The sequence below is a fragment of the Rhodococcus sp. Leaf247 genome (genome assembly GCF_001426185.1).
GTDB lineage: Bacteria > Actinomycetota > Actinomycetes > Mycobacteriales > Mycobacteriaceae > Rhodococcoides.
On record NZ_LMRP01000002.1, the window covers coordinates 631,856 to 651,721 of the forward strand.

24 protein-coding genes are annotated in these 19,866 nt (G+C 68.6%); 4 read left to right on the forward strand and 20 right to left on the reverse strand.

Annotation, left to right across the window (positions count from 1 at the left end):
• Position 1 precedes the first annotated feature (1 nt).
• From resB to ASG64_RS12280, 6 genes are read right to left on the reverse strand one after another with little or no spacing between them, the layout of a single operon-like run.
• Positions 2-1,639: a cytochrome c biogenesis protein ResB gene (resB, locus tag ASG64_RS12255; RefSeq protein WP_056073865.1), complete on the reverse strand. Its 1,638-nt coding sequence runs from the start codon at positions 1,637-1,639 to the stop codon at positions 2-4.
• Positions 1,640-1,669: 30 nt separating this feature from the next.
• Positions 1,670-2,461 carry a cytochrome c biogenesis CcdA family protein gene (locus tag ASG64_RS12260; RefSeq protein WP_042574084.1) on the reverse strand — a complete coding sequence of 264 codons (792 nt, stop codon included), beginning with the start codon at positions 2,459-2,461 and terminating at the stop codon, positions 1,670-1,672.
• Between the two features lie 8 nt (positions 2,462-2,469).
• Positions 2,470-3,078 (reverse strand): TlpA disulfide reductase family protein, encoded by a 609-nt coding sequence (locus ASG64_RS12265; RefSeq protein WP_042574085.1) that lies wholly within the window; start codon positions 3,076-3,078, stop codon positions 2,470-2,472.
• A complete protein-coding gene (locus tag ASG64_RS12270) occupies positions 3,075-3,755 on the reverse strand; it encodes a histidine phosphatase family protein (protein ID WP_056073867.1) in 681 nt (226 codons plus the stop codon). The genes ASG64_RS12265 and ASG64_RS12270 overlap by 4 nt, the downstream gene beginning before the upstream one ends.
• Positions 3,752-5,089 carry a glutamate-1-semialdehyde 2,1-aminomutase gene (gene hemL / locus ASG64_RS12275; RefSeq protein WP_042574087.1) on the reverse strand — a complete coding sequence of 446 codons (1,338 nt, stop codon included), beginning with the start codon at positions 5,087-5,089 and terminating at the stop codon, positions 3,752-3,754. The genes ASG64_RS12270 and hemL overlap by 4 nt, the downstream gene beginning before the upstream one ends.
• A 40-nt stretch (positions 5,090-5,129) precedes the next feature.
• Positions 5,130-5,624 (reverse strand): GNAT family N-acetyltransferase, encoded by a 495-nt coding sequence (locus tag ASG64_RS12280; RefSeq protein WP_042574088.1) that lies wholly within the window; start codon positions 5,622-5,624, stop codon positions 5,130-5,132.
• Between the two features lie 107 nt (positions 5,625-5,731).
• Here ASG64_RS12280 and ASG64_RS12285 point away from each other — a divergent pair, with 107 nt between their 5' ends.
• Positions 5,732-5,971, forward strand: a complete 240-nt coding sequence (locus ASG64_RS12285; protein WP_056073869.1) for a hypothetical protein — start codon at positions 5,732-5,734, stop codon at positions 5,969-5,971.
• 42 nt (positions 5,972-6,013) lie between these two features.
• A complete protein-coding gene (locus ASG64_RS12290) occupies positions 6,014-8,005 on the forward strand; it encodes an acyl-CoA dehydrogenase family protein (protein ID WP_042574090.1) in 1,992 nt (663 codons plus the stop codon).
• A 24-nt stretch (positions 8,006-8,029) separates the two neighbouring features.
• Here ASG64_RS12290 and ASG64_RS12295 read toward each other — a convergent pair whose 3' ends face one another.
• The 14 genes from ASG64_RS12295 to ASG64_RS12355 all read right to left on the reverse strand — a co-directional run bounded on the left by ASG64_RS12295 (position 8,030) and on the right by ASG64_RS12355 (position 17,199).
• Positions 8,030-8,305 (reverse strand): metal-sensitive transcriptional regulator, encoded by a 276-nt coding sequence (locus ASG64_RS12295; RefSeq protein ID WP_027504515.1) that lies wholly within the window; start codon positions 8,303-8,305, stop codon positions 8,030-8,032.
• Positions 8,306-8,337: 32 nt separating this feature from the next.
• Complete coding sequence (locus ASG64_RS12300; RefSeq protein ID WP_042574091.1) at positions 8,338-8,586, reverse strand: hypothetical protein; 249 nt, start codon at positions 8,584-8,586, stop codon at positions 8,338-8,340.
• Positions 8,583-9,077 (reverse strand): hypothetical protein, encoded by a 495-nt coding sequence (locus ASG64_RS12305; protein WP_056073871.1) that lies wholly within the window; start codon positions 9,075-9,077, stop codon positions 8,583-8,585. The genes ASG64_RS12300 and ASG64_RS12305 overlap by 4 nt, the downstream gene beginning before the upstream one ends.
• The gene (locus tag ASG64_RS12310; RefSeq protein WP_156388366.1) at positions 9,062-9,517 is read right to left on the reverse strand and encodes a hypothetical protein; all 456 of its coding nucleotides are present in this window, start codon (positions 9,515-9,517) and stop codon (positions 9,062-9,064) included. Before ASG64_RS12310 ends, ASG64_RS12305 begins: the two co-directional genes overlap by 16 nt.
• A 25-nt stretch (positions 9,518-9,542) precedes the next feature.
• Positions 9,543-9,701, reverse strand: coding sequence for a hypothetical protein (locus tag ASG64_RS12315; protein WP_156388367.1), 159 nt, complete (start codon positions 9,699-9,701; stop codon positions 9,543-9,545).
• A gap of 98 nt (positions 9,702-9,799) precedes the next feature.
• Positions 9,800-9,937, reverse strand: coding sequence for a hypothetical protein (locus ASG64_RS21615; RefSeq protein ID WP_156148837.1), 138 nt, complete (start codon positions 9,935-9,937; stop codon positions 9,800-9,802).
• Between the two features lie 89 nt (positions 9,938-10,026).
• Positions 10,027-10,686 (reverse strand): DUF5336 domain-containing protein, encoded by a 660-nt coding sequence (locus ASG64_RS12320; RefSeq protein ID WP_056073876.1) that lies wholly within the window; start codon positions 10,684-10,686, stop codon positions 10,027-10,029.
• Positions 10,683-11,657, reverse strand: a complete 975-nt coding sequence (hemB, locus tag ASG64_RS12325; RefSeq protein ID WP_056073877.1) for a porphobilinogen synthase — start codon at positions 11,655-11,657, stop codon at positions 10,683-10,685. Before hemB ends, ASG64_RS12320 begins: the two co-directional genes overlap by 4 nt.
• Positions 11,658-11,673: 16 nt before the next feature.
• Positions 11,674-13,236 carry a uroporphyrinogen-III synthase gene (locus ASG64_RS12330; RefSeq protein WP_042574096.1) on the reverse strand — a complete coding sequence of 521 codons (1,563 nt, stop codon included), beginning with the start codon at positions 13,234-13,236 and terminating at the stop codon, positions 11,674-11,676.
• On the reverse strand, positions 13,233-13,430 hold the full coding sequence (locus tag ASG64_RS12335) for a hypothetical protein (RefSeq protein WP_056073879.1): 198 nt from the start codon (positions 13,428-13,430) through the stop codon (positions 13,233-13,235). Before ASG64_RS12335 ends, ASG64_RS12330 begins: the two co-directional genes overlap by 4 nt.
• Positions 13,423-14,457 (reverse strand): hydroxymethylbilane synthase, encoded by a 1,035-nt coding sequence (gene hemC, locus ASG64_RS12340; protein WP_056073881.1) that lies wholly within the window; start codon positions 14,455-14,457, stop codon positions 13,423-13,425. The genes ASG64_RS12335 and hemC overlap by 8 nt, the downstream gene beginning before the upstream one ends.
• Entirely contained in the window at positions 14,454-15,848 is a 1,395-nt protein-coding gene (locus ASG64_RS12345; RefSeq protein ID WP_056073883.1) for a glutamyl-tRNA reductase, read from the reverse strand. The genes hemC and ASG64_RS12345 overlap by 4 nt, the downstream gene beginning before the upstream one ends.
• Positions 15,845-16,705, reverse strand: coding sequence for a redox-sensing transcriptional repressor Rex (locus ASG64_RS12350; RefSeq protein ID WP_442971136.1), 861 nt, complete (start codon positions 16,703-16,705; stop codon positions 15,845-15,847). The genes ASG64_RS12345 and ASG64_RS12350 overlap by 4 nt, the downstream gene beginning before the upstream one ends.
• A 233-nt stretch (positions 16,706-16,938) precedes the next feature.
• Positions 16,939-17,199: a glutaredoxin family protein gene (locus ASG64_RS12355; protein ID WP_042574100.1), complete on the reverse strand. Its 261-nt coding sequence runs from the start codon at positions 17,197-17,199 to the stop codon at positions 16,939-16,941.
• Positions 17,200-17,402: 203 nt separating this feature from the next.
• Here ASG64_RS12355 and ASG64_RS12360 point away from each other — a divergent pair, with 203 nt between their 5' ends.
• Positions 17,403-18,368, forward strand: coding sequence for an HAD family hydrolase (locus tag ASG64_RS12360; RefSeq protein WP_056074346.1), 966 nt, complete (start codon positions 17,403-17,405; stop codon positions 18,366-18,368).
• Entirely contained in the window at positions 18,365-19,864 is a 1,500-nt protein-coding gene (locus ASG64_RS12365) for a phytoene desaturase family protein (RefSeq protein ID WP_056073889.1), read from the forward strand. The genes ASG64_RS12360 and ASG64_RS12365 overlap by 4 nt, the downstream gene beginning before the upstream one ends.
• The last annotated feature ends 2 nt before the right edge of the window (positions 19,865-19,866 follow it).

Genomic DNA, 19,866 nt, shown 5'->3' on the forward strand with positions numbered 1-19,866 from the left:
GTCACTCCTTGCCTGTACGGGCACTGTCGGGTGTGGGCGAGTCGAGGAGTTTCGTCGACAGACGGTCGAACTCGTCGCCCCACCCCGCTTGGTCGGTGCGTGCGAGGCCGCCCAGGTCTACTACGGTACGTCGTCGGTCGTCGCCTGCGGTCACGCGCACCCAGATCCGACGCCGCTTGATCACTAGGGACACCAGCAGACCGGCCATCATGGACAGCGCGAACACCAGCACCCACGTCTGCGCGGGGTCGTGCGAGACCTGCAGATTGACGAACTGCTCGGCTCCGTCGAAGCGGACCTGCGTGCCGTCGGCCAGCGTGGTCGACTCCCCCGGCGTGAGATTCACGCGATCCTGCTTGACCAGACGACCCTGCTCGACCAGGACCTTGCTCAACGAGAACAACGACTGCGGATTACCCGTGTCGAGGCCGGTGTCGCCCTTGTAGATGTCGATGGCCACCGCCGGATCGTTCGGGGCAGGGAAGCTCGACGAGAGCAGGGTGCCGTGGAAGAACGCGGTCGGTGCGAACAGCCCCTCGATGGCGATCTGGTTCTGACGGCGCACGTCCGGGTCCGGGTACAGACCACCGGGCGGGTCGAAGCGGTGGACGCCGCTGGAGAGGAACGTCGTCCCGTCCGTAGGCTCCCACTGGACCGTCTCGGTGCGGGTCTCGCCGTTCGGGAACGTCACCGTGAACGTGGGCGCGTATCCGTGTCCCTGCAGGTAGACGCGATCTCCGGCCACTCGCAGCGGGTGGTTGACCTGCAGGGTGTCCGGGCGCCAGGTGTTCGTGACCAGGTCGTCGCCGGCCTGGTACTCGATGTCGGACGTGAACTGCTCCGCCTGCCCGTTCTCGAGGTAGTCGGCCGTGAAGTTCTTCACGCGCACGCACAATGGCGTCATGCCGGTGCCGTCCTCGCTGTTGCCGGCGCGGAACGAGTCGAACTGTGCCGGCGAGGTGGTGCAGATGCCGGGGCCGTCGTTGGCGATCACCACGACGTTGCCCTCGTAGCTGAAGAGCTTGCCGACGGCGATGGCCACCAGGAGACCGACCAGGGACAGGTGGAAGACGAGATTGCCCGCCTCGCGCAGGTATCCCTTCTCGGCGGACAGCGTCAGCGCGCCCGACTCCTCGGTGCGCCGGACCTTGCGCCACCCACCCATGCGCGACTCGATGTCGTTCATCAGCGTCTCGGGATCCGCGTCGACCTCGGTACTCAGGTGGTGCGGAAGGCGGGCGAGATTGCGCGGGGTGGCCACGGGCGGCGTGCGCAGAGCCTTCGCGTGATCGATGCAGCGCGGGAGGATGCAGCCGACCAGCGAGACGAACAGCAGGACGTAGATGGCGGTGAACCAGAAGCTGCCGAACACGTCGAACAGCTCGAGCCGGTCCATCAGCGGTCCGAGACTCGGACGGTTGGCGATGTAGGTATCGACCTTGCCCGAGTTGAGACTGCGTTGCGGCAACAGTGCACCGGGCACGGCGGCGAGAGCGAGCAGGAACAACAACACCAGGGCGGTGCGCATCGACGTCAGCCCACGCCACGTGTTGCGCACGGCCGCCACGACGCGGCCCGCGGGAGACTGCCTCGGGGGGCGAGCCTCCGCGTCCGGGCGGGCTGACAGATCAGTACTCATGAACTCTTTCTCGTCCTCGGTGCGACGGTGCTAGATCGGCAGGGTCACACCGGTGACCGCGCCGTCTCGAACCCAACTCACGAACATGTCCCATGCCCCCGTGACCAGGGCGATTCCGACTGCCACGAGCATCACGCCACCGAATATCTGGATCGCCCGCGCATTGTTGCGCAGCCATCCGACACCGCGGAGTGCACTCACCGACCCGAACGCGAGGATCACGAACGGCAGTCCGAGACCCAGGCAGTAGGCGATGATCAGGACGACACCGCGAGCGGCGGTCGTCCCCTCGGTACCGGCGGTCAACGAGATGACACCCGCCAGCGTAGGCCCGAGACACGGAGTCCAGCCGAGCGCGAAGACACCTCCCAGGAGCGGCGCGCCGAGGATGCTCCCGATGCGCTTCGGCTCGAAGCGCGTGTCCCGCTGCAGCGCGGGGATCAGGCCGAGGAACACCAGTCCCATCGCGATGGTGACTACACCGCCCACACGCTGCAGCACCTCGCGGTTGACTGCCAGCACGGAGATGGCCCCGAAGACGGATGCCGTCGCCAGGACGAACACGACCGTGAATCCGAGCACGAACAGTGCCGCGGCCGCCGCGACGCGACTGCGCCCACGGACCAGCGTCTTGGTCGCTGCCTCGTCGGCCGTCACGGACGGGGCGTCGGCACCGACGACACCCGCCAGGTACGACAGGTAGCCGGGGACGAGAGGTACGACGCACGGCGACGCGAAGGACACGAGCCCGGCCAGCACGCACGCGCCCAACGCCAGGAACAGAGGTCCCGACGCCGCCGCGGACTGGAACGCCTCACCCATCGGAAGTTCTACCCATCGGATGCCTCGGGTGTCTCGGCGGCGATGCGCTCCACCACCGGCTGCAGATCGCTCGCCAGCAGTTCCGTCAGGAACACCGCGGCGACCCGATGCTCACGATCGAGCACGATGGTCGTCGGGATGACCGTCGTCGGATAGTTCGATCCGAGGGCGAGCAGAGTGCGCAGTGGCGGATCGTAGATCGACGGGTACGTCACCTTGTTGTCGACGACGAAGTCCTGCGCCTTGTCCTGCTGGTTGTCGCGGACGTTGATCCCGAGGAACTGGACGCCCTGATCCTTCGTCGCCTCGAAGACCTGCTCGAGGTCGTCGGCCTCGCCGCGGCACGGCCCGCACCACTGTCCCCAGATATTCAGGACGACGACCTGACCGTCGTAGTCCGACAGCGACGTCGTGGCGCCCTCGGTCATCAGGTCGGGGCCCGACAGGTTCCCGACGGTTCCGCGGTCGGCCGGAGGGTCGTAGAAGATGGACGTCTTTCCCCCGGGGGAGACGAACTCGAACGTGCCGCCCTGAGCCACCGCGTCGTTGCCCGTGGCGCAGCCCGTGAGGGCAGCGGCGACCACGAGCAGAGGCGCGAGCAGGCGGGCGGGTCTCATGCGCCGGTCTGGAGAGGGTCCGACGCCCCCGCGGGCTCGGAGTAGACGATGTCGACGAGGGTGTCGCCCTCGTAGATCAGCGACGTGAGCGAGGCGAGACCGCACTGACGGTGACGCGGGTCGTGCCACAGGCGGTCACCCTGCAGGAAACGGCGCAGCGTCCAGACGGGGAGCTGATGGCTGACACAGACGGCCTCGTGCCCGACGGCGGCGACGCGCGCGGTGTTGACGGCAGCCAACATCCGGTGCGCGATCTGCAGGTAGGGCTCGCCCCAGGACGGCGTGAAGGGGTCGCGCAGCTTGAGCCAGTGACGGGGGCGTCGCAACGCACCGTCGCCGACGGCGACCTTGAGGCCCTCGAAGTCGTTCCCGGCCTCGATGAGATTCTCGTCGGTCTCGATGGTCAGTCCGAACGCCGACGCGATGGGCGCCGCGGTTTCCTGCGCACGCTGCAACGGGGATGCGACGACGTGCGTCACGTCGTGTCCGGCGAGGGCATCCGCAACCTTGCGCGCCTGTGCCTGACCGTTGACGGAAAGTCGGAAGTTGGGCAGTCGTCCGTAGAGGATGCCCTTGGGGTTGTGCACCTCCCCGTGGCGCAGCACGTGCACGATCGTGCGCGTATCGGCGTGGGGATGGTCGCCGAGCTGGGTCTCGGCTGACGTGGCGTCGGTCATGACGGTGCTTTCTGCTCGGCTGAGGCGGCGGCTGCCGCAGCGTGGGGAGCGGCAGCTTCGATGATCTCGAAGGCGCGGTCGTCGAGGGCGGCGGAGACGAACCACGCCTCGAAGGCACTGGGCGGCGGGTAGACGCCGCGGCTGAGCAGGGCGTGGAAGAAGGCAGGGAACCGCCAGGTGTCCGCGGCCTTGGCGCCGGCGTAGTCGATCACCGGATCCTCGGAGAAGAAGACGCTGACCATGCTGCCGGCGTACTGCACGCGATGGGTCACGCCCTGCGCGGTCAGGGCGTCGCCGAGGATGGTGCCCAGACGGTGGGAGTTACGCTCGAGGGCGGCGTAGACGTCGGCGTCCGCGTGGCGCAGCGTGGCCAGACCTGCGGCGACGGCCACGGGGTTACCCGACAGCGTTCCTGCCTGGTAGACGGGGCCGGCCGGTGCGAGGTAGCTCATGATGTCGGAGCGTCCGCCGAACGCGGCGGCGGGAAGACCGCCGCTCATGACCTTGCCGAAGGTGTAGAGGTCGCCGGCGATTCCGTCGAGTCCGTACCAGCCGGAGGCGCTGACGCGGAAGCCCGTCATGACCTCGTCCATGATCAGCAGCGCATCGTGCGCGCGGGTCAGACGCTGCAGGCCCTCGTTGAACCCGGGCTGGGGGGCGACGGCGCCCATGTTGCCGGCGGCCGCTTCGGTGATGACGCACGCGATCTGTCCCGGGTTGTCGGCGAAGGCCTTCGCGACGGCGTCGAGGTCGTTGTACGGAACGACGATGGTGTCGGCGGCCTGCGCCCCGGTGACGCCGGGGGACGTCGGCAGTCCGAGCGTGGCGACACCGGATCCGGCGTCGGCGAGCAGGGCGTCCACGTGGCCGTGGTAGCACCCCGAGAACTTGACGATCTTGGAGCGACCGGTGAAACCGCGGGCCAGCCGCACGGCACTCATGGTCGCCTCTGTGCCCGAATTCACCAGGCGGACCTCGTCGACGGGGTCCACTCGGCGCACGATCTCCTCGGCGAGCTCGATCTCACCGAGGGTCGGAGCGCCGAAGGACAGGCCCGTCGTGGCGGCCTTCTGCACGGCCTCGACGACCGCGGGATGAGCGTGTCCGAGGATCATCGGACCCCACGACGAGATCAGGTCGACGTAGCTGTTCCCGTCGGCGTCGCGCAGCGTGTAACCGCTGGCCTCGGCCATGAACCGGGGGGTGCCGCCCACCGAGTGGAAGGCACGCACGGGCGAATTCACACCGCCGGGGATGACGGCCGATGCGCGCGCGAAGAGTTCTGCGGATCGGGCGGTGGGAACACCGGTGTCGGTTCCGCTGGAAGGAGTCACCTCTCCAGTGTTTCACAGGACTGAGAGTGCTCTTCCTGGTCTACGGCGCGAGTAGTAGTTGCATCCAGGTCAGGTCCAGCCACCGCCCGAACTTGACGCCGACCTGCGGCATGACCCCGACGACCTCGAATCCGAACTTGGCATGCAGGGCCATGGAGGTGGTGTTGGACGACTCGATCCCGGCGACCATCGCGTGGACGTCGCCGAGGCGAGCGCGCTCGATCAGTTCGGCCATCAACGCCGTCGCCACACCCCGGCGGTGGAAGCCGTCGGCGACGTACACCGAGTTCTCGACGGTATGGCGGTAGCCCGTCTTCGGTCGGAACGGACCGTAGGAGGCGTAGCCGGCCATCTGCCCGTCGATGTCCGCCGTCAGGATCGGCAGGCCGGCCCCGGTGCGCTGGTCGAACCACGCCTGCCTGTCCGCCAGTTCCACCTGCTCCTCGTCCCAGATGGCCGTCGTCTCGGCGATCGCCGCGTTGTGGACGGTGAGGATGGCGGGAAGGTCGTCGGGGACGGTGTCGCGGATCAGCACAGCGTCACGGTAGTTCCCGTGCCGTCGATGTGCCCGGCCGGCTCGGGTTCGAGAATCGGCTGATCGAAAGTGTTAAATCTGCGTTACATCGGGCATATCCTCGAACCATGTCAGCACCACACGAACCGGCTCGGTACCCGTGGCCGGACGGTTTCCGCGAGCACCTCGTCGAGCAGTGCGACGGGTTCAGCTCGCTGATGTCGCGGGCGATCTCCGACAACGGCGCCTCGCTCTTCAGCGATGGCCCGTACGCGAAAACCGGCCCTCAGGGTGCGTCGATGGACGCGACCGGTGTGATGTTTCGCAAGATCCGCGAGTTCGCGCGTGAATATTTGTGGCCCCGCTGACAACTGGCCCACACGTGGTCCCGCTTTTGGTTACCGTCGAGTATGACCACTACCGAGACCGGCACCAGCGACTCCGCCACCGCACTCGCGAAGCATCTGCGTAACACGCTCGACGGCCGCTGGCGTGACGTTCGCAACCAGACTCGCGAGCAGCTCGAGCGGCACGAGTTCGCTCCGCACTACACGCCGAACACCGCCATCGCTCGGACGAAGGCGTTCGAGCAGCTGCGTGTGTTGGCCGCGGCAGGCGCCGCGGAGTCGGGCTTCGCCAAGGAGGTCGGCGGCACCGGCGACATCGGCGCCGCGGTGACCATGATCGAGATGCTCGCCATGTCGGACCTGTCGCTGATGGTCAAGGCCGGCGTCCAGTGGGGGCTGTTCGGCGGCGCGATCGAGAACCTCGGCACCGAGAAGCACCACAAGCAGTTCATCAAGCCGCTGATCGACCTCGAGACCCTCGGCTGCTTCGCCATGTCGGAGACCGGTCACGGCAGCGACGTCCAGTCCATCGGCACCACGGCGACGTACGACCGCGACACGCAGGAATTCGTCATCCACACCCCCGACAAGTCCTCCCGCAAGGACTACATCGGCGGAGCCGCGGAATCGGCGAAGTACGCGGCCGTGTTCGCGCAGCTGATCACCGCCGGGCCCGGCGAGGAGCCGGAGAGCAAGGGCGTCCACTGTTTCGTCGTCCAGATCCGTGACGAGAACTTCGGCAGCGACCTGCCCGGCGTCACGACGTTCGACATCGGCTACAAGGGCGGACTGCCGGGCGTCGACAACGGCCGCATCATGTTCGACCACGTGCGAGTTCCTCGCGAGAACATGCTGAACAAGATTGCCGACGTGGCGGAGGACGGCTCGTACTCCTCGGACATCGACAACGCCAACCGGCGCTTCTTCACCATGCTCGGAACCTTGATCCGCGGCCGCATCACCGTCGGCGGTTCCGCCGGCGCCGCAGCACGTGTCGCCCTGACCATCGCGACCAAATATGCGTTGCAGCGCAAGCAGTTCAGCGCGCCCGGCACCGACGACGAAGTGACGATCATGGACTACCTGGTCCATCAGCGTCGACTGTTCCCACTGATCGCCAAGTCGTTCGCGCTGCAGTTCGCGCAGAACGAGTTGGTGTCGAAGATGCACGACATCCAGAGCGCCGAGGATCCCGATCCCACCGAGCAGCGCGAACTCGAATCGCGCGCGGCAGGACTCAAGGCCGCCAACACCTGGCATGCGACCAAGGCCATCCAGGAGTCGCGCGAAGCCTGCGGTGGCGCCGGCTACCTCGCTGAGAACAGGCTCATCGCACTCAAGGCGGACTCCGACGTCTTCACCACCTTCGAGGGCGACAACGTGGTGCTCACACAGCTCGTCGCGAAGGAGCTGCTGACGGCGTACGCGCACGAGGTGCGGTCCTTCGGTGCCGCCGACTGGGTCAAGTTCGCCGCCGGCACGGTCGGTGACGTGGTCAAGAAGCGCACCGCCGCCGCGCCGATCATCCAGACGCTCGTCGACTCCCGTCAGGACAACGAGGAGGAGGGCAGCCTCTTCAACCGCGGCACCCAGATCTCGATGTTCGAGGACCGTGAGGAGTACCTGATCTCCACGGCGGCCAAGCGGCTCAACGGCTTGTCGAAGAAGATGAGCCAGTTCGACGCGTTCAACTCGGTGCAGGACCACATCCTGCACGCCGCCACCGCGCACGTGGATCGCGTCGTGCTCGAGGCGTTCGTCGCCGGCATCGACAACTGCGAGGACGACGACGCCAAGGAACTTCTGGGCGAGGTGTGCGACCTCTACGCCCTGTCCACGATCGACGCGGACAAGGCGTGGTTCATCGAGCACCGCTACATCTCCACCGAGCGGTCCAAGGCCGTGACGCGCGGCATCAACGAGCGCTGCCGCAGCCTCCGCCCGCACGCCCACACGCTGATCGACGCGTTCGGTGTGCCGGAGGCCCTGCTCGGCGCCGCGATGCTCGCCGACGACGAGCCCGGTGAAGTGAAGGAATCCGTCACCGCCGACTAGGCCCTGACGGCCCCTTCGCGGGGGTCAGGAACGGACGAGACGAGCGATCGCCTCGGACGCCTCCCTGACCTTCGCGTCGGCCTCGGGTCCACCCTCGCGCGCCGCGTCCACGACGCAGCCCGCGAGGTGGGCGTCGAGAAGCTTCAGCGACACGGACTGCAGCGCCTTCGTCACCGCGGACACCTGCGTCAGCACGTCGATGCAATAGCGGTCGTCTGCCACCATGCGGGAGATCCCCGCCACCTGACCCTCGATGCGGCGTAGACGCTTGAGAAGGTCGTCCTGGTCGAAACTGCTCATGCCTCCAATGTACCCCCCGGGGGTAAGAAGGATCAGTCTCGCGGTCGCCGGATCGTCAGTCGCATCAGCAGGTACACCGCCACCGCGGCAGCGACGACCGACAAGCCCATCCACGGACCCGCCACGTGCATCGAGTCGTACGTGATGGTGAACCCCTCGACGTCGCCCGTCGTGGGGAAGGACTCGGTGACGGTATCGGTCACGCGCGAGTACGACCACAGCACGGCGGCCACGCCGAGCAGCACCAGTGCGACGACGCCCGGCAGTGCCCGCCTGATCATCGTTCCGCCTCGACCAGCGCGAGCAGTTCCTCGCGCAGCGTCTCCTCGTCCTTGGCCCAGGCCTGGACGATGCCGTTTCCCGCGAGCTTGAGGCCGACGCCGGTGCGCTTACGCGGGATGCCGGACAGCTCCCCCAGCACTCGCGCGGTCTGCCACCGCTCGAGCTTGTTCCCCGTGGCCTCGTAGTCGGGCTCCGGGTAGACCTCGAGGATGTCGGCGACGGCGACGTCCTCGGTTCCCTGACTCAGCGTGGTGGGCGTCAGGATGACGGTGGCGTGACGACGCGCGGCGACGATCTGGACGTACGTGAACGCCATGAGGACCGCGGCGATCACCACGAGGGCAACGTAGTGCACTACGGGTCCGGTGTAGATCTCGATACCCAGTGCCAGCAGGCAGAAGGCCGGCCCGTAGCCCAGCGCCCGCCACTTGGCGCCGTACTCCGCGAAGAGCACGGTGTTCGCCGACGTCTCGCTCACGCGGCAAACCATCCGGCAGCGGAGCGTCGATACGCGAGCACGCAGGCGACGAACAGGAAGATTGAGCCGAGGGTGGCCAGCAGCGGGACGATGGCGAATCCTACCGTCACCGATCCGAGCAACACGACGCCGAAGATCACGGACAGCACGGTGAGCGCTCGTCGGAACCGCGGATCACCGCGTCGACACGTGGGGCCGGCGAGGAATCCGACAGCGAGACCGACGACGATCTCGAGGACGCCGATGGTCCGGAGCACCGTGATGACGCTGTCGACGGCGTCGGCGGAACCGCCCGTGTCGGTCAACTGCGTGCGGAGCGAGTCGGCCGGGAACGTCAGCGAGATGAGCCCGAGCAGTACGACCAGAACGGCGCCGAGCACCCAGGCGAGGAACGCGTACGTGATGACACGGGGTCGTGCGAGCGGAGCGTTCTCCGCCTTGTCGAAGGTCACGAGGACCATCCTGCCTGGACGCCTGTCAGCTGAGGACGGCCGGGAGCAGAACGACGGCGGCCATCAACACACCGGTGATGAAGACGATGGCGAGGAGCCACAGTTCCCGACGGCTGCTGCTGCACTGCACGACGTGTGTGCGAGAAGCGACCGCAGAGGACGCGGGGGTGGAATCGGCGGGCAACGCGGTCTCCGACCTGTTCGAACGCTTGTGACAGTGGTCACGATACACGCCAGTCGGTTTAGCGCAAAAACACTGCGCTATCTGCGGCGATGGCCTTCTCAGGCGCCCGCGAATCCGCTCGCGACGACCAGGACGACGACGACGACCGCCGACGTCAGAAGGAGGAGTGCGAAGGCCTCTGCGAGACCGTTGCGACGTTCGCCGGGGTCACTCCCGACGATGGGGCGTTGAGTCATCCGATTCTCCGATCACCGACCATCCGACCGGTTCTCAGAGTAATACCTCAGCTGTAACTTGCGTCACACCCGTTACGGCGTGTCGACGCTCAGCGTGGCGCGCGCTTGGACAGGAAGTACTCCGTCGACTCGCGTCGGTGCATCAGGTAGACGGCTCCGGCGGCGGCGACTGCCTGCAGGATTCCGAGAACCGCCGTGAACACCGCCATCGGCCCGGTGACGGACCCGAGGCCGAACAACGTCGGAATCGTCGTCACGACGATGACGACACCGATGACCGTCAGAACCGCACGAGCCCACAGCTTGCCGGCGCGCATCTTGCGGACCACCAGCAGTACGGCGCCGGCGATGAGAAGCGCGAAGACCAGCGACATCACCATCGCCACGATCAGCACGGTGTTCGCGGTGTCGGGCGGCAGCGCGAGCGACGGATCCTGCGCCTCGAGGTCGGCCAGGAACGAGTCGAGGAATGCGTCCCGATCCGAGTACAGCGCCGACAGGCCGATCAGCATCGACACGACGCCGAGCGCGATCACGGCGAACCAGAGGTGCCTCGAGGTCTCGATGTCGACCGGTGCGTCCCCGCCCTCCGGGGGCAGGACGGGCTTCATCGCACTGGGCGGCAGACCTTCCGGATGCCAGTTGCCCTGCGGCTGCTGCCAGTTTCCCTGCGGCTGCTGCTGCCAGTTTCCCTGTGGACTGTCGTAGCGGGGATCCTCCGGGTTTCCGCCCGGTGCGCTGTCGTTCACAGCCGCGTCGCGATCTCGGTGGCCCAGTAGGTCAACACGATGTCGGCACCCGCTCGGCGGATGCTGGTGACGGACTCCATGATCGCCGCGTCGCGATCGATCCATCCGTTCTGCGCGGCGGCGGTGATCATCGCGTACTCCCCCGAGATCTGATAGGCAGCGACGGGCACGGGCGACGCGTCGGCGACCTCGCGCAGGATGTCGAGGTAGCTCATGGCGGGCTTGACCATCACCATGTCCGCGCCCTCGGCGATGTCGAGGTCGAGTTCGCGCATCGACTCGCGTCGATTGGCCGAGTCCTGTTGATACGTCCGGCGATCACCGCGGAGCGTCGAGCCGACGGCCTCGCGGAACGGGCCGTAGAAAGCCGACGCGTACTTCGCCGTGTAGGCCAACTGACCCACGTCGGCGAATCCGGCGGTGTCCAGGCCCTCGCGGATCGCGCCGATCTGCCCGTCCATCATGCCGCTGGGGCCGAGGAGGTGAGCACCCGATTCCGCTTGCGCGACAGCCATGTCCACGTAGCGCACCAGGGTCGCGTCGTTGTCGACGCTGCCGTCGCTCGCCAACACCCCGCAGTGACCGTGGTCGGTGAACTCGTCGAGACACGTGTCGGCCATCAGCACGGTCGTGTCGCCGAGGTCGTCCCGGAGTCGACGCAGCCCCTTGTTCAGGATGCCGTCGGGATCCGAGGCCATCGACCCCTGCCCGTCCTTGTCCTCCGGACGCGGAACGCCGAAGAGCATCAGCCCGCCGACGCCCGCACGCACGGCCTCGTCCGCCGCAGCGGACAGCGAGTCCAGCGTGTGTTGGACGACGCCGGGCATCGAGCTGATCTCCCGCGGCGAGTCGAGGCCGTCGGCCACGAACATCGGCAGCACGAGGTGCCGCGGTTCGAGCGACGTCTCCGCCACCAACCGGCGGATCGCGGGGGTACGACGCAGTCGCCGGGGACGGTCTACGGGGAACAAGGAACCCTCACTTCGGTCAGCGCCTGCGCGACTTCTTGCGCGGGGGCGGGAGTGCACCTTCGGCGCGCAGACGAGCGGCATGCTCGGCCAGCGCCTCGACCAGCGGTCCGACCTGTGCCGTCTCGGGCTGCACGTCGACGCGCAGACCGAACTCGACGGCCGTCTCGGCGGTCTTCGGTCCGATGCATGCGACCAGGGTGCGCGCGTGCGGCTTCCCGGCGATGCCGACCAGGTTGCGCACGGTCGAACTCGACGTGAAGCACACGGCGTCGAATCCACCGGTCTTGATCATCTCGCGGGTCTCGGCGGCCGGCGGCGCAGCGCGCACCGTGCGGTACGCGGTGACGTCGTCGATCTCCCAGCCGCGCTCGCGGAGGCCTTCGGCGAGAGTCTCGGTCGCGATGTCGGCGCGCGGCAGCAGCACCCGGTTGACGGGGTCGAACACCTCGTCGTACGGCGGGAAGTCGTCGAGCAGACCGGTGGAGGACTGCTCACCGGACGGCACCAGCTCGGGGTTGATGCCGAACGAGCGCACCTTGTCCGCCGTCGCTTCGCCGACACAGGCGATCTTCACGCCGGAGAACGCGCGAGCGTCCAGGCCGAACTCCTCGAACTTCTCCCAGACGGCGCGCACCGCGTTGGTCGAGGTGAACACGACCCACTGGTAGCGCCCGTCGACGAGTCCCTTGACCGACCGTTCCATCTGCGCGGGGCTGCGCGGCGGCTCGACGGCGATGGTGGGGACCTCGATGGGGATGGCACCGTGGGTGACCAGGCGCTCGCTCATCTCGCCGGCCTGGTCCTTGGTGCGCGGCACCAGGACGGTCCAGCCGTACAGAGCGCGGCTCTCCCACCAGGACATCTTGGAGCGCTGCGCGACGACCTTGCCGACGGTGACGATCAGCGAGCCGACCAGTTCGGATCCGGCGTCGTTGAGTGTGGCGAGGGTGGCCTCGACGGTGCGCTGCTGACGCGTCGTGCCGCGGACGGTGATCGCGACGGGCGTCTGCGGAGCCAGGCCGTGCTCGACCAGCGCGCTGGCCGTCTCGGCGAGGTGCCCGGACGTCGCGTGCAGGACCAGCGGTCCGGGTGCCGCGGCGAGTGACGCCCAGTTGACGTCGCCGCGCACGTCGGCCTCGGTGTGCTCGGAACCCAGCGCCATACCGGCGTAGCTGGGAACGGCCGATCCGGCGGGCAGGCCGGGGACGACCTCGAACTGCACCTGGGTGCGGGCCACGGCGGTGACCTCCGCGATGACCGAGTCGGTGGTCAGCGGGTCACCGGAGACGAGGCGAACCACGTCGTGCCCGTTCTTCGCCTCGGCGACCAGTGTCTTCGCGACCTCGGCGGGCTCGCCGAGCGCGGGACGCACGTCGACACCGTTCTCGCCGGTCTCGGCGTCGGCGGGTACCGCCGTGCCGACCAGGGCGATGACGCCCTTGTCGACGTCGGGATCGGTGAAGGCCATCTCGGCGACAGCCAGCGCGTCACGTGCCCGGACGGTGAGCAGGGCCGGATCGCCCGGGCCCGATCCCACGAACAGGATCCGTCCCGGAGTGTTCTTGCGGACTCGGCTCATGATTCGTTCTCCAGTGCAGTCTGGTCCGCGTGCTTGTCGCGGAAGCGGATCTCGATCTCGGTGGCGGGACCCCGCTTGGGGATCAGCCGGGACGTGGCAATGCGTTCGTATCGCCCGGGGCGTGGCGCCGCGTCGCGTCTGGCGCGGCCGTGTCTGTGCCCGCCCACGAGGTCCAGTGCCCTCTGCTCACGCATCGATCGATTCGCCTTTCTGAGTGCCGCTCGTCCGCTGGGTTGTGGAGGCGGCGGTGGAGGATGAAGAAGGTTCGGTGACGGCGACCAGTTCGCGGGCACCGAGGTCGAGAAGTTCACGGGCGACGCGGCGACCGAGTTCGTCGGCGTCGTCGACCGAGCCGACGGTCGAGGCGCGGATGACGTCGGAACCGTCGACGGCCGCGGCGCACCCGCGGACCGACAGTTCCTCGAAGATCCGTCCGTCCTCGTCGATCGACTCGACCACTTCGGCGATGGCGCCGACCGGCGCGGTGCATCCCGCTTCCAGTTCGGCGAGCAGCGCGCGCTCGGCCGTGACCGATGCACGGGAGGCGACGTCGTCGAGAGTGCCGAGCACGCCGGCGAGGTCGTGGTCGTCGGACCGGCACTCGACCGCGAGAGCGCCCTGCGCCGGAGCGGGCAGGAACTGCACGGGTTCGAGTGCTTCGGTGACCACGTCGAGACGGCCGATGCGGGCGAGGCCGGCGCGGGCCACGACGACGGCGTCGAGCTCGCCCTTGGTGACCTTGCCGATGCGGGTGTCGAGGTTGCCGCGCAGCGGTTGCACGTCCAGGCCGAGGCCCAGTGCGCGTAACTGCGCGATGCGTCGGGGCGCGGACGTGCCGATCGTCGACCCGGCGGGCAGCTCGCCGAGGACGAGTCCGTCGCGAGCTACCAGGGCGTCGCGCGCGTCTTCGCGCTCCGGGATCGCGGCGATGCGGAACCGCGGGTCCTCGGCCGTGGGCAGATCCTTGTACGAGTGCACGGCGACGTCGATGGTCTTGTCCGCCAACGCTTCCCGCAGTGCTGCGGTGAACACTCCGACACCGATCTCCTGGACCGGTGCGGCGGACTTGTCACCCGCGGTGGCGACAACGACCAGTTCGGTGCGCACGCCCGTGGCCGTGATGGCCGCACGGACGGTCTCGGCCTGCGTCGTCGCGAGGAGGCTGCCGCGCGTTCCGATGCGCACGACTCGATCGCCGAGGGCGCCTGCGTTCGCGCTCATTCGTCACTCCGATCGTGAAATGCCGTGAAGTCGTCGGCGAGAGCGGCTGTCGGACTGTCGGTGTCGACGGCCGACGCGACCTCCATCGGAGACGCGACGGCCTGCACCGTTGCCGGCGACAGCTCGAAGAGCTCGCGGAGCGCTTCGGCGTAGGAATCGCCACCGGGAGTGGTGGCCAGTTGCTTCACGCGCACGGTGGGCGCATGAAGGAGCTTGTCGACGACGCGGCGGACCGTGCGGGCCACCTCGTCGCGCTGGGGATCGGCGAGGTCGGGAAGACGCGAGTCGAGCCGCATGAGCTCCGCCTCGACGACCTCCGCGGCGCGCTGACGCAGGGCGGTCACGGTGGGGGTGACCTCCGCGAGACGCTGCCCCGAGAGGTAGGACGCCAGTTCCGCGGCGACGATGTCGCGCGCTGCGCGCTCGTCGGACGCTGCGGCGCCGGCGGCGGGGTCGTGCTGCAGCGACTCCATGTCCAGCACGGTGACGCCCGGAAGTCCGGCGACGGCGCTCTCGACGTCGCGAGGGAGTCCGAGGTCGCAGATGACGAGGGGACGAGCGGCGGTGTCGCGGTGCGCGAGTGCACGATGGGCGTCGGCGATGGTGACGACGGCACCCACCGCGCCGGTACAGGTGACCAGGATGTCGGCATCGGCAACGGTCGCGGACAGCTGGTCCAGCGTGATCGCGAACGAGGTGACGCCGCCGGCAGCGGCCGTCTCGGACAGGTGCTGGGCACGCGACTGGGTGCGGTTCGCGACGGCGATGCTGCCGATCCCGGTGCGGGTGAGGTGCGCGACGGACAGTCCGCCCATGGCGCCGGCGCCGAGCACGACGGCCTTGCGGCCCTGCAGTCCCCCGAGGATGTCCCCGGCACGGTCGAGTGCGACGGAGACGACGGACGCCCCGGCCTTGTCGATGTTCGTCTCCGAGTGGACCTTCTTGCCGACGCGCAGAGCCTGCTGCGCGAGTTCGTGCAGCGCACGTCCCGACGCCTGCTGGGCGTCCGACGCGGCGTACGCGGCGCGGATCTGGCCGAGGATCTGCTGCTCGCCGATCACCATCGAGTCCAGTCCACCGGCCACGGCGAACAGGTGCTCGGCGGCGGCCTCGCTGTAGCGGACGTAGGCGTACTTCGTCAGTTCCGCGAGATCGAGACCGGAGTGCTCGGAGAGCAGCGCACCGAGGTCGGTCAGGGCACCGTGGAACGCGTCGACGACGGCGTATACCTCGACGCGATTGCACGTCGAGACGATCATGACCTCCGACACGTGCGGGGACGTCATGATCTCGTCGGTCAGCTTGGGGCGTTCGGTGTCGCTGACGGCGACACGTTCGAGTACCGAGACGGGAGCGCTTCGATGCGAAATCCCGAGGAGAAGGACACTCACGGTGCTGTCACCGATCCGTTTCTGCTAGCGGCTGCGGCCCGATTACCGGGTCCTGCGAAATTCTTCGCACCGGATTGCCGGGTGTCCCGGCAGACCTGGCGGTTGGGACGGTTGCGCGGCGCCTTGTGGGCGTTGGCGAACGAGAGAACCTGGAGCTCGACCGCGAGGTCCACGCGGCGCAGATCGACGTGCGCCGGCGTGACCGGATCGGTGGACGCGAAGCTGAGGATGCAGTCGATGTCGGCCTGAACCAACGCGTCCACGGCCTCCTGGGCCGCTGCATCGGGAGTGGCGACAACACCGACGGTGGCACCGAGGGTCGTCGCGACGTCGACCAACGTGTCGACGTGGCGGACCACCAGCTGCGAGAAACCGTCCTCGTCGTTGCCGACCGTGACCTCGCGACCCACGACGGCCGGGTCGTTGTCGAACAGAGCGACCATGGTGAAGCCGCGACGGCTGAAGCCGTGATAGCCCACGAGGGCAGTCCCGAGGTGACCCATGCCGACCAGGACGACGCGATGGCCGCGGTCGAGCCCGAGAGCCAGTTCGATGCGGGCGCGGAGTCGGGCGACGTCGTATCCGACTCCCCGGACTCCCATGGGCCCGAGGAACGACAGGTCCTTGCGCAACGTGGCGGAACCGACCCCGGCCGCGGTGGCCAAGTCCTCGCTCGAGACGATCATCACTCGGCTGTCGGACAGCGAACCGAGTACCCGGAGATACCCGGCGAAACGCGTGACCGTAGCCTGAGGGACGACACGAGACGCGACATCGCCGTCGCGACCCGAGTCGGCCGCCGCGCCGGAGCGCGCGCCGCCGACGCCGGGCAGGCGACGTTGAGAGGTCACGTCCAAGGCTCCTCGTCCGACCGGCGCCCGTGACAGGGCACGCGATCTCCACGATCATCGTCAGGGCCGACGGCGGATCACAGCTCCGTGAGGCGCACGTCGGTTACCCGGCATGCGCGGCAGGTGGGTTCGTCACCGGCCCCATATCTTGTCTCCACGGTAACCTCTCGTGGAGGTATGAACAAAGTCGCCGAACCGTGTAGTAGGATCCCGCGACCCCGTCGCCCGACGGCAGCGCGTCAGGCGCTCAGATCACGTCTCAGTCGAGGCTCGTCCACATCCCAGTAGCTGTGTTCGCGTCCGTCCAGCAGCACCACCGGAAGCCTGTCGCCGTACTCCGCGCGCAGGTCAGGGTCCTGCGCGGCGGCGACGTCGACGTCGATCGCCTCGCATGTCACCCCGTACTCCGCGCACAGCGGGACCAGGATCCGCCATGCCCCGTCGCACGCCCCGCACCCGGCTCGGGTCAGCAACGTCACGGTCCTGCCGGGGGTCGTCATGAGTCCAGTATCTCACCGGCGGCACGGGTGCCCCGCGCCCTCGGGCACGCGGTTAGGCTGGCTGCCGCAGGACCGTTCGGCCCGCGCCCGCGGGTTCGCCGTTCGAGGTGGGGGAGGTGCACGTGCCCGATCGACAGGATCCGGACGACGTCGTACGGGGCGCGAACACACCCGACTCGACGATCAGCGACTCCCCCGAGGTGATGGACGCCTCCCGTGCCCGGCGCGAGGTGAAGCCCGAGCAGGCCGAGAAGCAGGTCCGACGCCGCATCCGTAACCCGCTCGGACCCACCGCCGCGCAGATCCGCGCGAAGCTGGCCGGCGAAGCGAGCGCCGACGCCGCCATCGCGCTCCAGGCCGAGAGTGCCCTCTCCGAGGACGACCACGTCGGCACCGTCCCCCGCGATCTCACGGCGGCCGCGTTCTTCGACGTCGACAACACGATGGTGCAGGGCGCGTCGATCATCCACTTCGCCCGCGGCCTCGCCGCCCGCAAGTACTTCACCACCAAGGACGTCTCCGAGTTCGCCTGGCAGCAGATCAAGTTCCGCGTGAGCGGCAAGGAGAACCTGGGCGACGTCAGCACCGGCCGCGAGAAGGCTCTGTCCTTCGTCGAGGGCCGCTCGACCGCCGAGATCGTCCGGCTGGGCGAGGAGATCTTCGACGAGATCATCGCCGACCGCATCTGGGCCGGCACCCGCGCTCTCGCGCAGATGCACCTCGACGCCGGTCAGCAGGTGTGGCTGGTGACGGCGACGCCGGTGGAACTCGCGTCGATCATCGCCAAGCGGCTCGGTCTGACCGGAGCCCTCGGCACCGTCGCAGAGAGCAAGGATGGTGTCTTCACCGGCCGGCTCGTCGGAGACATCCTGCACGGACGCGGCAAAGCGCACGCCGTTCGTACTCTGGCCGTCCGCGAAGGCCTCGACCTGCGCAGATGCACCGCGTACTCGGACAGCCACAACGACGTTCCGATGCTGTCCCTCGTGGGTACGGCCGTCGCGGTCAATCCCGACGCCGATCTCCGCGAGCTGGCCAAGAACCGCGGGTGGGAGGTCCGCGACTTCCGCACCGGCCGCAAGGCCGCCAAGATCGGCGTCCCCACAGCGTTGGCGTTGGGCGCGGTCGGCGGCGGCGTCGCCGCCGTGCTGGGCCGCCGCCAGCCGTGAACACGGCCGCGGCGCGGGTGGTCGTCGTCGGCGCCGGGATCGGCGGTCTGGCCACGGCCGCGCGCCTGAGCTATCGGGGCTTCGACGTCACCGTCCTCGAGCAGTCGGACCAGCTCGGCGGCAAACTCGGCCTCGAGGAACACGACGGCTTCCTCTTCGACACCGGTCCGTCCCTGGTCACGATGCCGTACGTCTTCGACGACCTCTTCGAACAGACCGGCGGACCCGGCGACCTGACGTTCGAGCGACTCCCCGTCGCGTGCCGTTACCGCTTTCCCGACGGCACGGTGCTGGACATGCCGGGGCGGGCGGAGCAGATTCCCGCCGCCCTCGACGCAGCGCTCGGCGATGATGCCGGTGCGCAGTGGTCGCGGTTCTCGGCACGTGCCGAGCAGATCTGGGACGCGACCCACGAAGCCTTCCTCGAGTCGCCGATCGGGCCACGTGAGCTCGCGACCCTGTCGCGCCGCGTCGGTGACCTCCGAACCATCGCGCCGTGGTCGAGCCTGCGGAGCCTCGGTCGGCAGTACCTGACCGACCCTCGACTGCGGATGATGCTGGACCGCTACGCGACCTACACCGGGTCCGATCCGCGCCGGGCGCCCGCTGCTCTGGCCACCGTCCCCCACGTCGAGCAGCGCTGGGGATCGTGGCATGTGCCCGGCGGTCTGCACCGCATCGCCGACGCCGTCGCCGCGAGGGCGTCGTCGCTCGGCGCCGACATCCGCACCGGAGTCACCGTCACCTCCGTCGTCGTGGAGGACGGCCGGGTCCGCGGTGTCGAGACCACCGACGGTCGGATCGCCGCAGACATCGTCGTCGCGAACGCCGACGCGGAGCAGGTGTACCGCTCGTTGGTGCCGCGGGCGCCGCGCACCGCCGTGGCGCGGCGACGCCTCGCGGCGACCACCCCCAGCCTGTCGGGCTTCGTCGTGTTGCTGGCACTGCGCGGACACGACGCGGACACTCCGCACCACCGGGTGCTGTTCCCCGACGACTACGACGCCGAGTTCGACGCGGTGTTCGGGACACGGGCTCGTCCAGCGCATCCGGCGCAGTCGCCGACCGTGTACGTCAGCGCGCCGGACGATCCCGCGCTGCGGCCCGACGACGACTCCGAAGCGTGGTTCGTGCTGGTCAACGCCGCTCGACACGGCACCGGTTCGCGGTCGTTGGTCGACTGGGACGAACCCGGGCTCCGCGAGAGGTACTCCTCCCGCATCCTCGACGTCATGGCGGAACGCGGAGTCGACGTCCGCGACCGCGTGCTGCGGCAGACCGTCATCTCGCCCGCGGATCTGATGCGACGCACCATGACGCCCGGTGGATCGATCTACGGCACCTCGTCGAACGGGGCGGGAGCAGCCTTCCTGCGACCGGCGAACCGCTCACCCGTCCCCGGTCTCTACCTCGTGGGCGGGTCCTCGCATCCGGGCGGCGGACTACCGCTGGTCACCCTGTCGGCGCAGATAGTCGACCAGCTGATCGGGCAGTAGTT

Excerpts from the sequence above, each read along its gene's own strand:
- hemC (WP_056073881.1), bottom strand. The coding sequence starts at position 14,457 with ATGAGCGCGAACGCAGGCGCCCTCGGCGATCGAGTCGTGCGCATCGGA.
- ASG64_RS12360 (WP_056074346.1), top strand. The coding sequence starts at position 17,403 with ATGGACGCCTCCCGTGCCCGGCGCGAGGTGAAGCCCGAGCAGGCCGAG.
- ASG64_RS12305 (WP_056073871.1), bottom strand. The coding sequence starts at position 9,077 with ATGGTTTGCCGCGTGAGCGAGACGTCGGCGAACACCGTGCTCTTCGCG.
- ASG64_RS12330 (WP_042574096.1), bottom strand. The coding sequence starts at position 13,236 with ATGAGCCGAGTCCGCAAGAACACTCCGGGACGGATCCTGTTCGTGGGA.
- ASG64_RS12285 (WP_056073869.1), top strand. The coding sequence starts at position 5,732 with ATGTCAGCACCACACGAACCGGCTCGGTACCCGTGGCCGGACGGTTTC.
- ASG64_RS12355 (WP_042574100.1), bottom strand. The coding sequence starts at position 17,199 with ATGACGACCCCCGGCAGGACCGTGACGTTGCTGACCCGAGCCGGGTGC.
- ASG64_RS12295 (WP_027504515.1), bottom strand. The coding sequence starts at position 8,305 with ATGAGCAGTTTCGACCAGGACGACCTTCTCAAGCGTCTACGCCGCATC.
- ASG64_RS12270 (WP_056073867.1), bottom strand. The coding sequence starts at position 3,755 with ATGACCGACGCCACGTCAGCCGAGACCCAGCTCGGCGACCATCCCCAC.
- ASG64_RS12265 (WP_042574085.1), bottom strand. The coding sequence starts at position 3,078 with ATGAGACCCGCCCGCCTGCTCGCGCCTCTGCTCGTGGTCGCCGCTGCC.
- ASG64_RS21615 (WP_156148837.1), bottom strand. The coding sequence starts at position 9,937 with ATGACTCAACGCCCCATCGTCGGGAGTGACCCCGGCGAACGTCGCAAC.
- resB (WP_056073865.1), bottom strand. The coding sequence starts at position 1,639 with ATGAGTACTGATCTGTCAGCCCGCCCGGACGCGGAGGCTCGCCCCCCG.
- ASG64_RS12260 (WP_042574084.1), bottom strand. The coding sequence starts at position 2,461 with ATGGGTGAGGCGTTCCAGTCCGCGGCGGCGTCGGGACCTCTGTTCCTG.
- ASG64_RS12290 (WP_042574090.1), top strand. The coding sequence starts at position 6,014 with ATGACCACTACCGAGACCGGCACCAGCGACTCCGCCACCGCACTCGCG.
- ASG64_RS12300 (WP_042574091.1), bottom strand. The coding sequence starts at position 8,586 with ATGATCAGGCGGGCACTGCCGGGCGTCGTCGCACTGGTGCTGCTCGGC.
- ASG64_RS12335 (WP_056073879.1), bottom strand. The coding sequence starts at position 13,430 with ATGCGTGAGCAGAGGGCACTGGACCTCGTGGGCGGGCACAGACACGGC.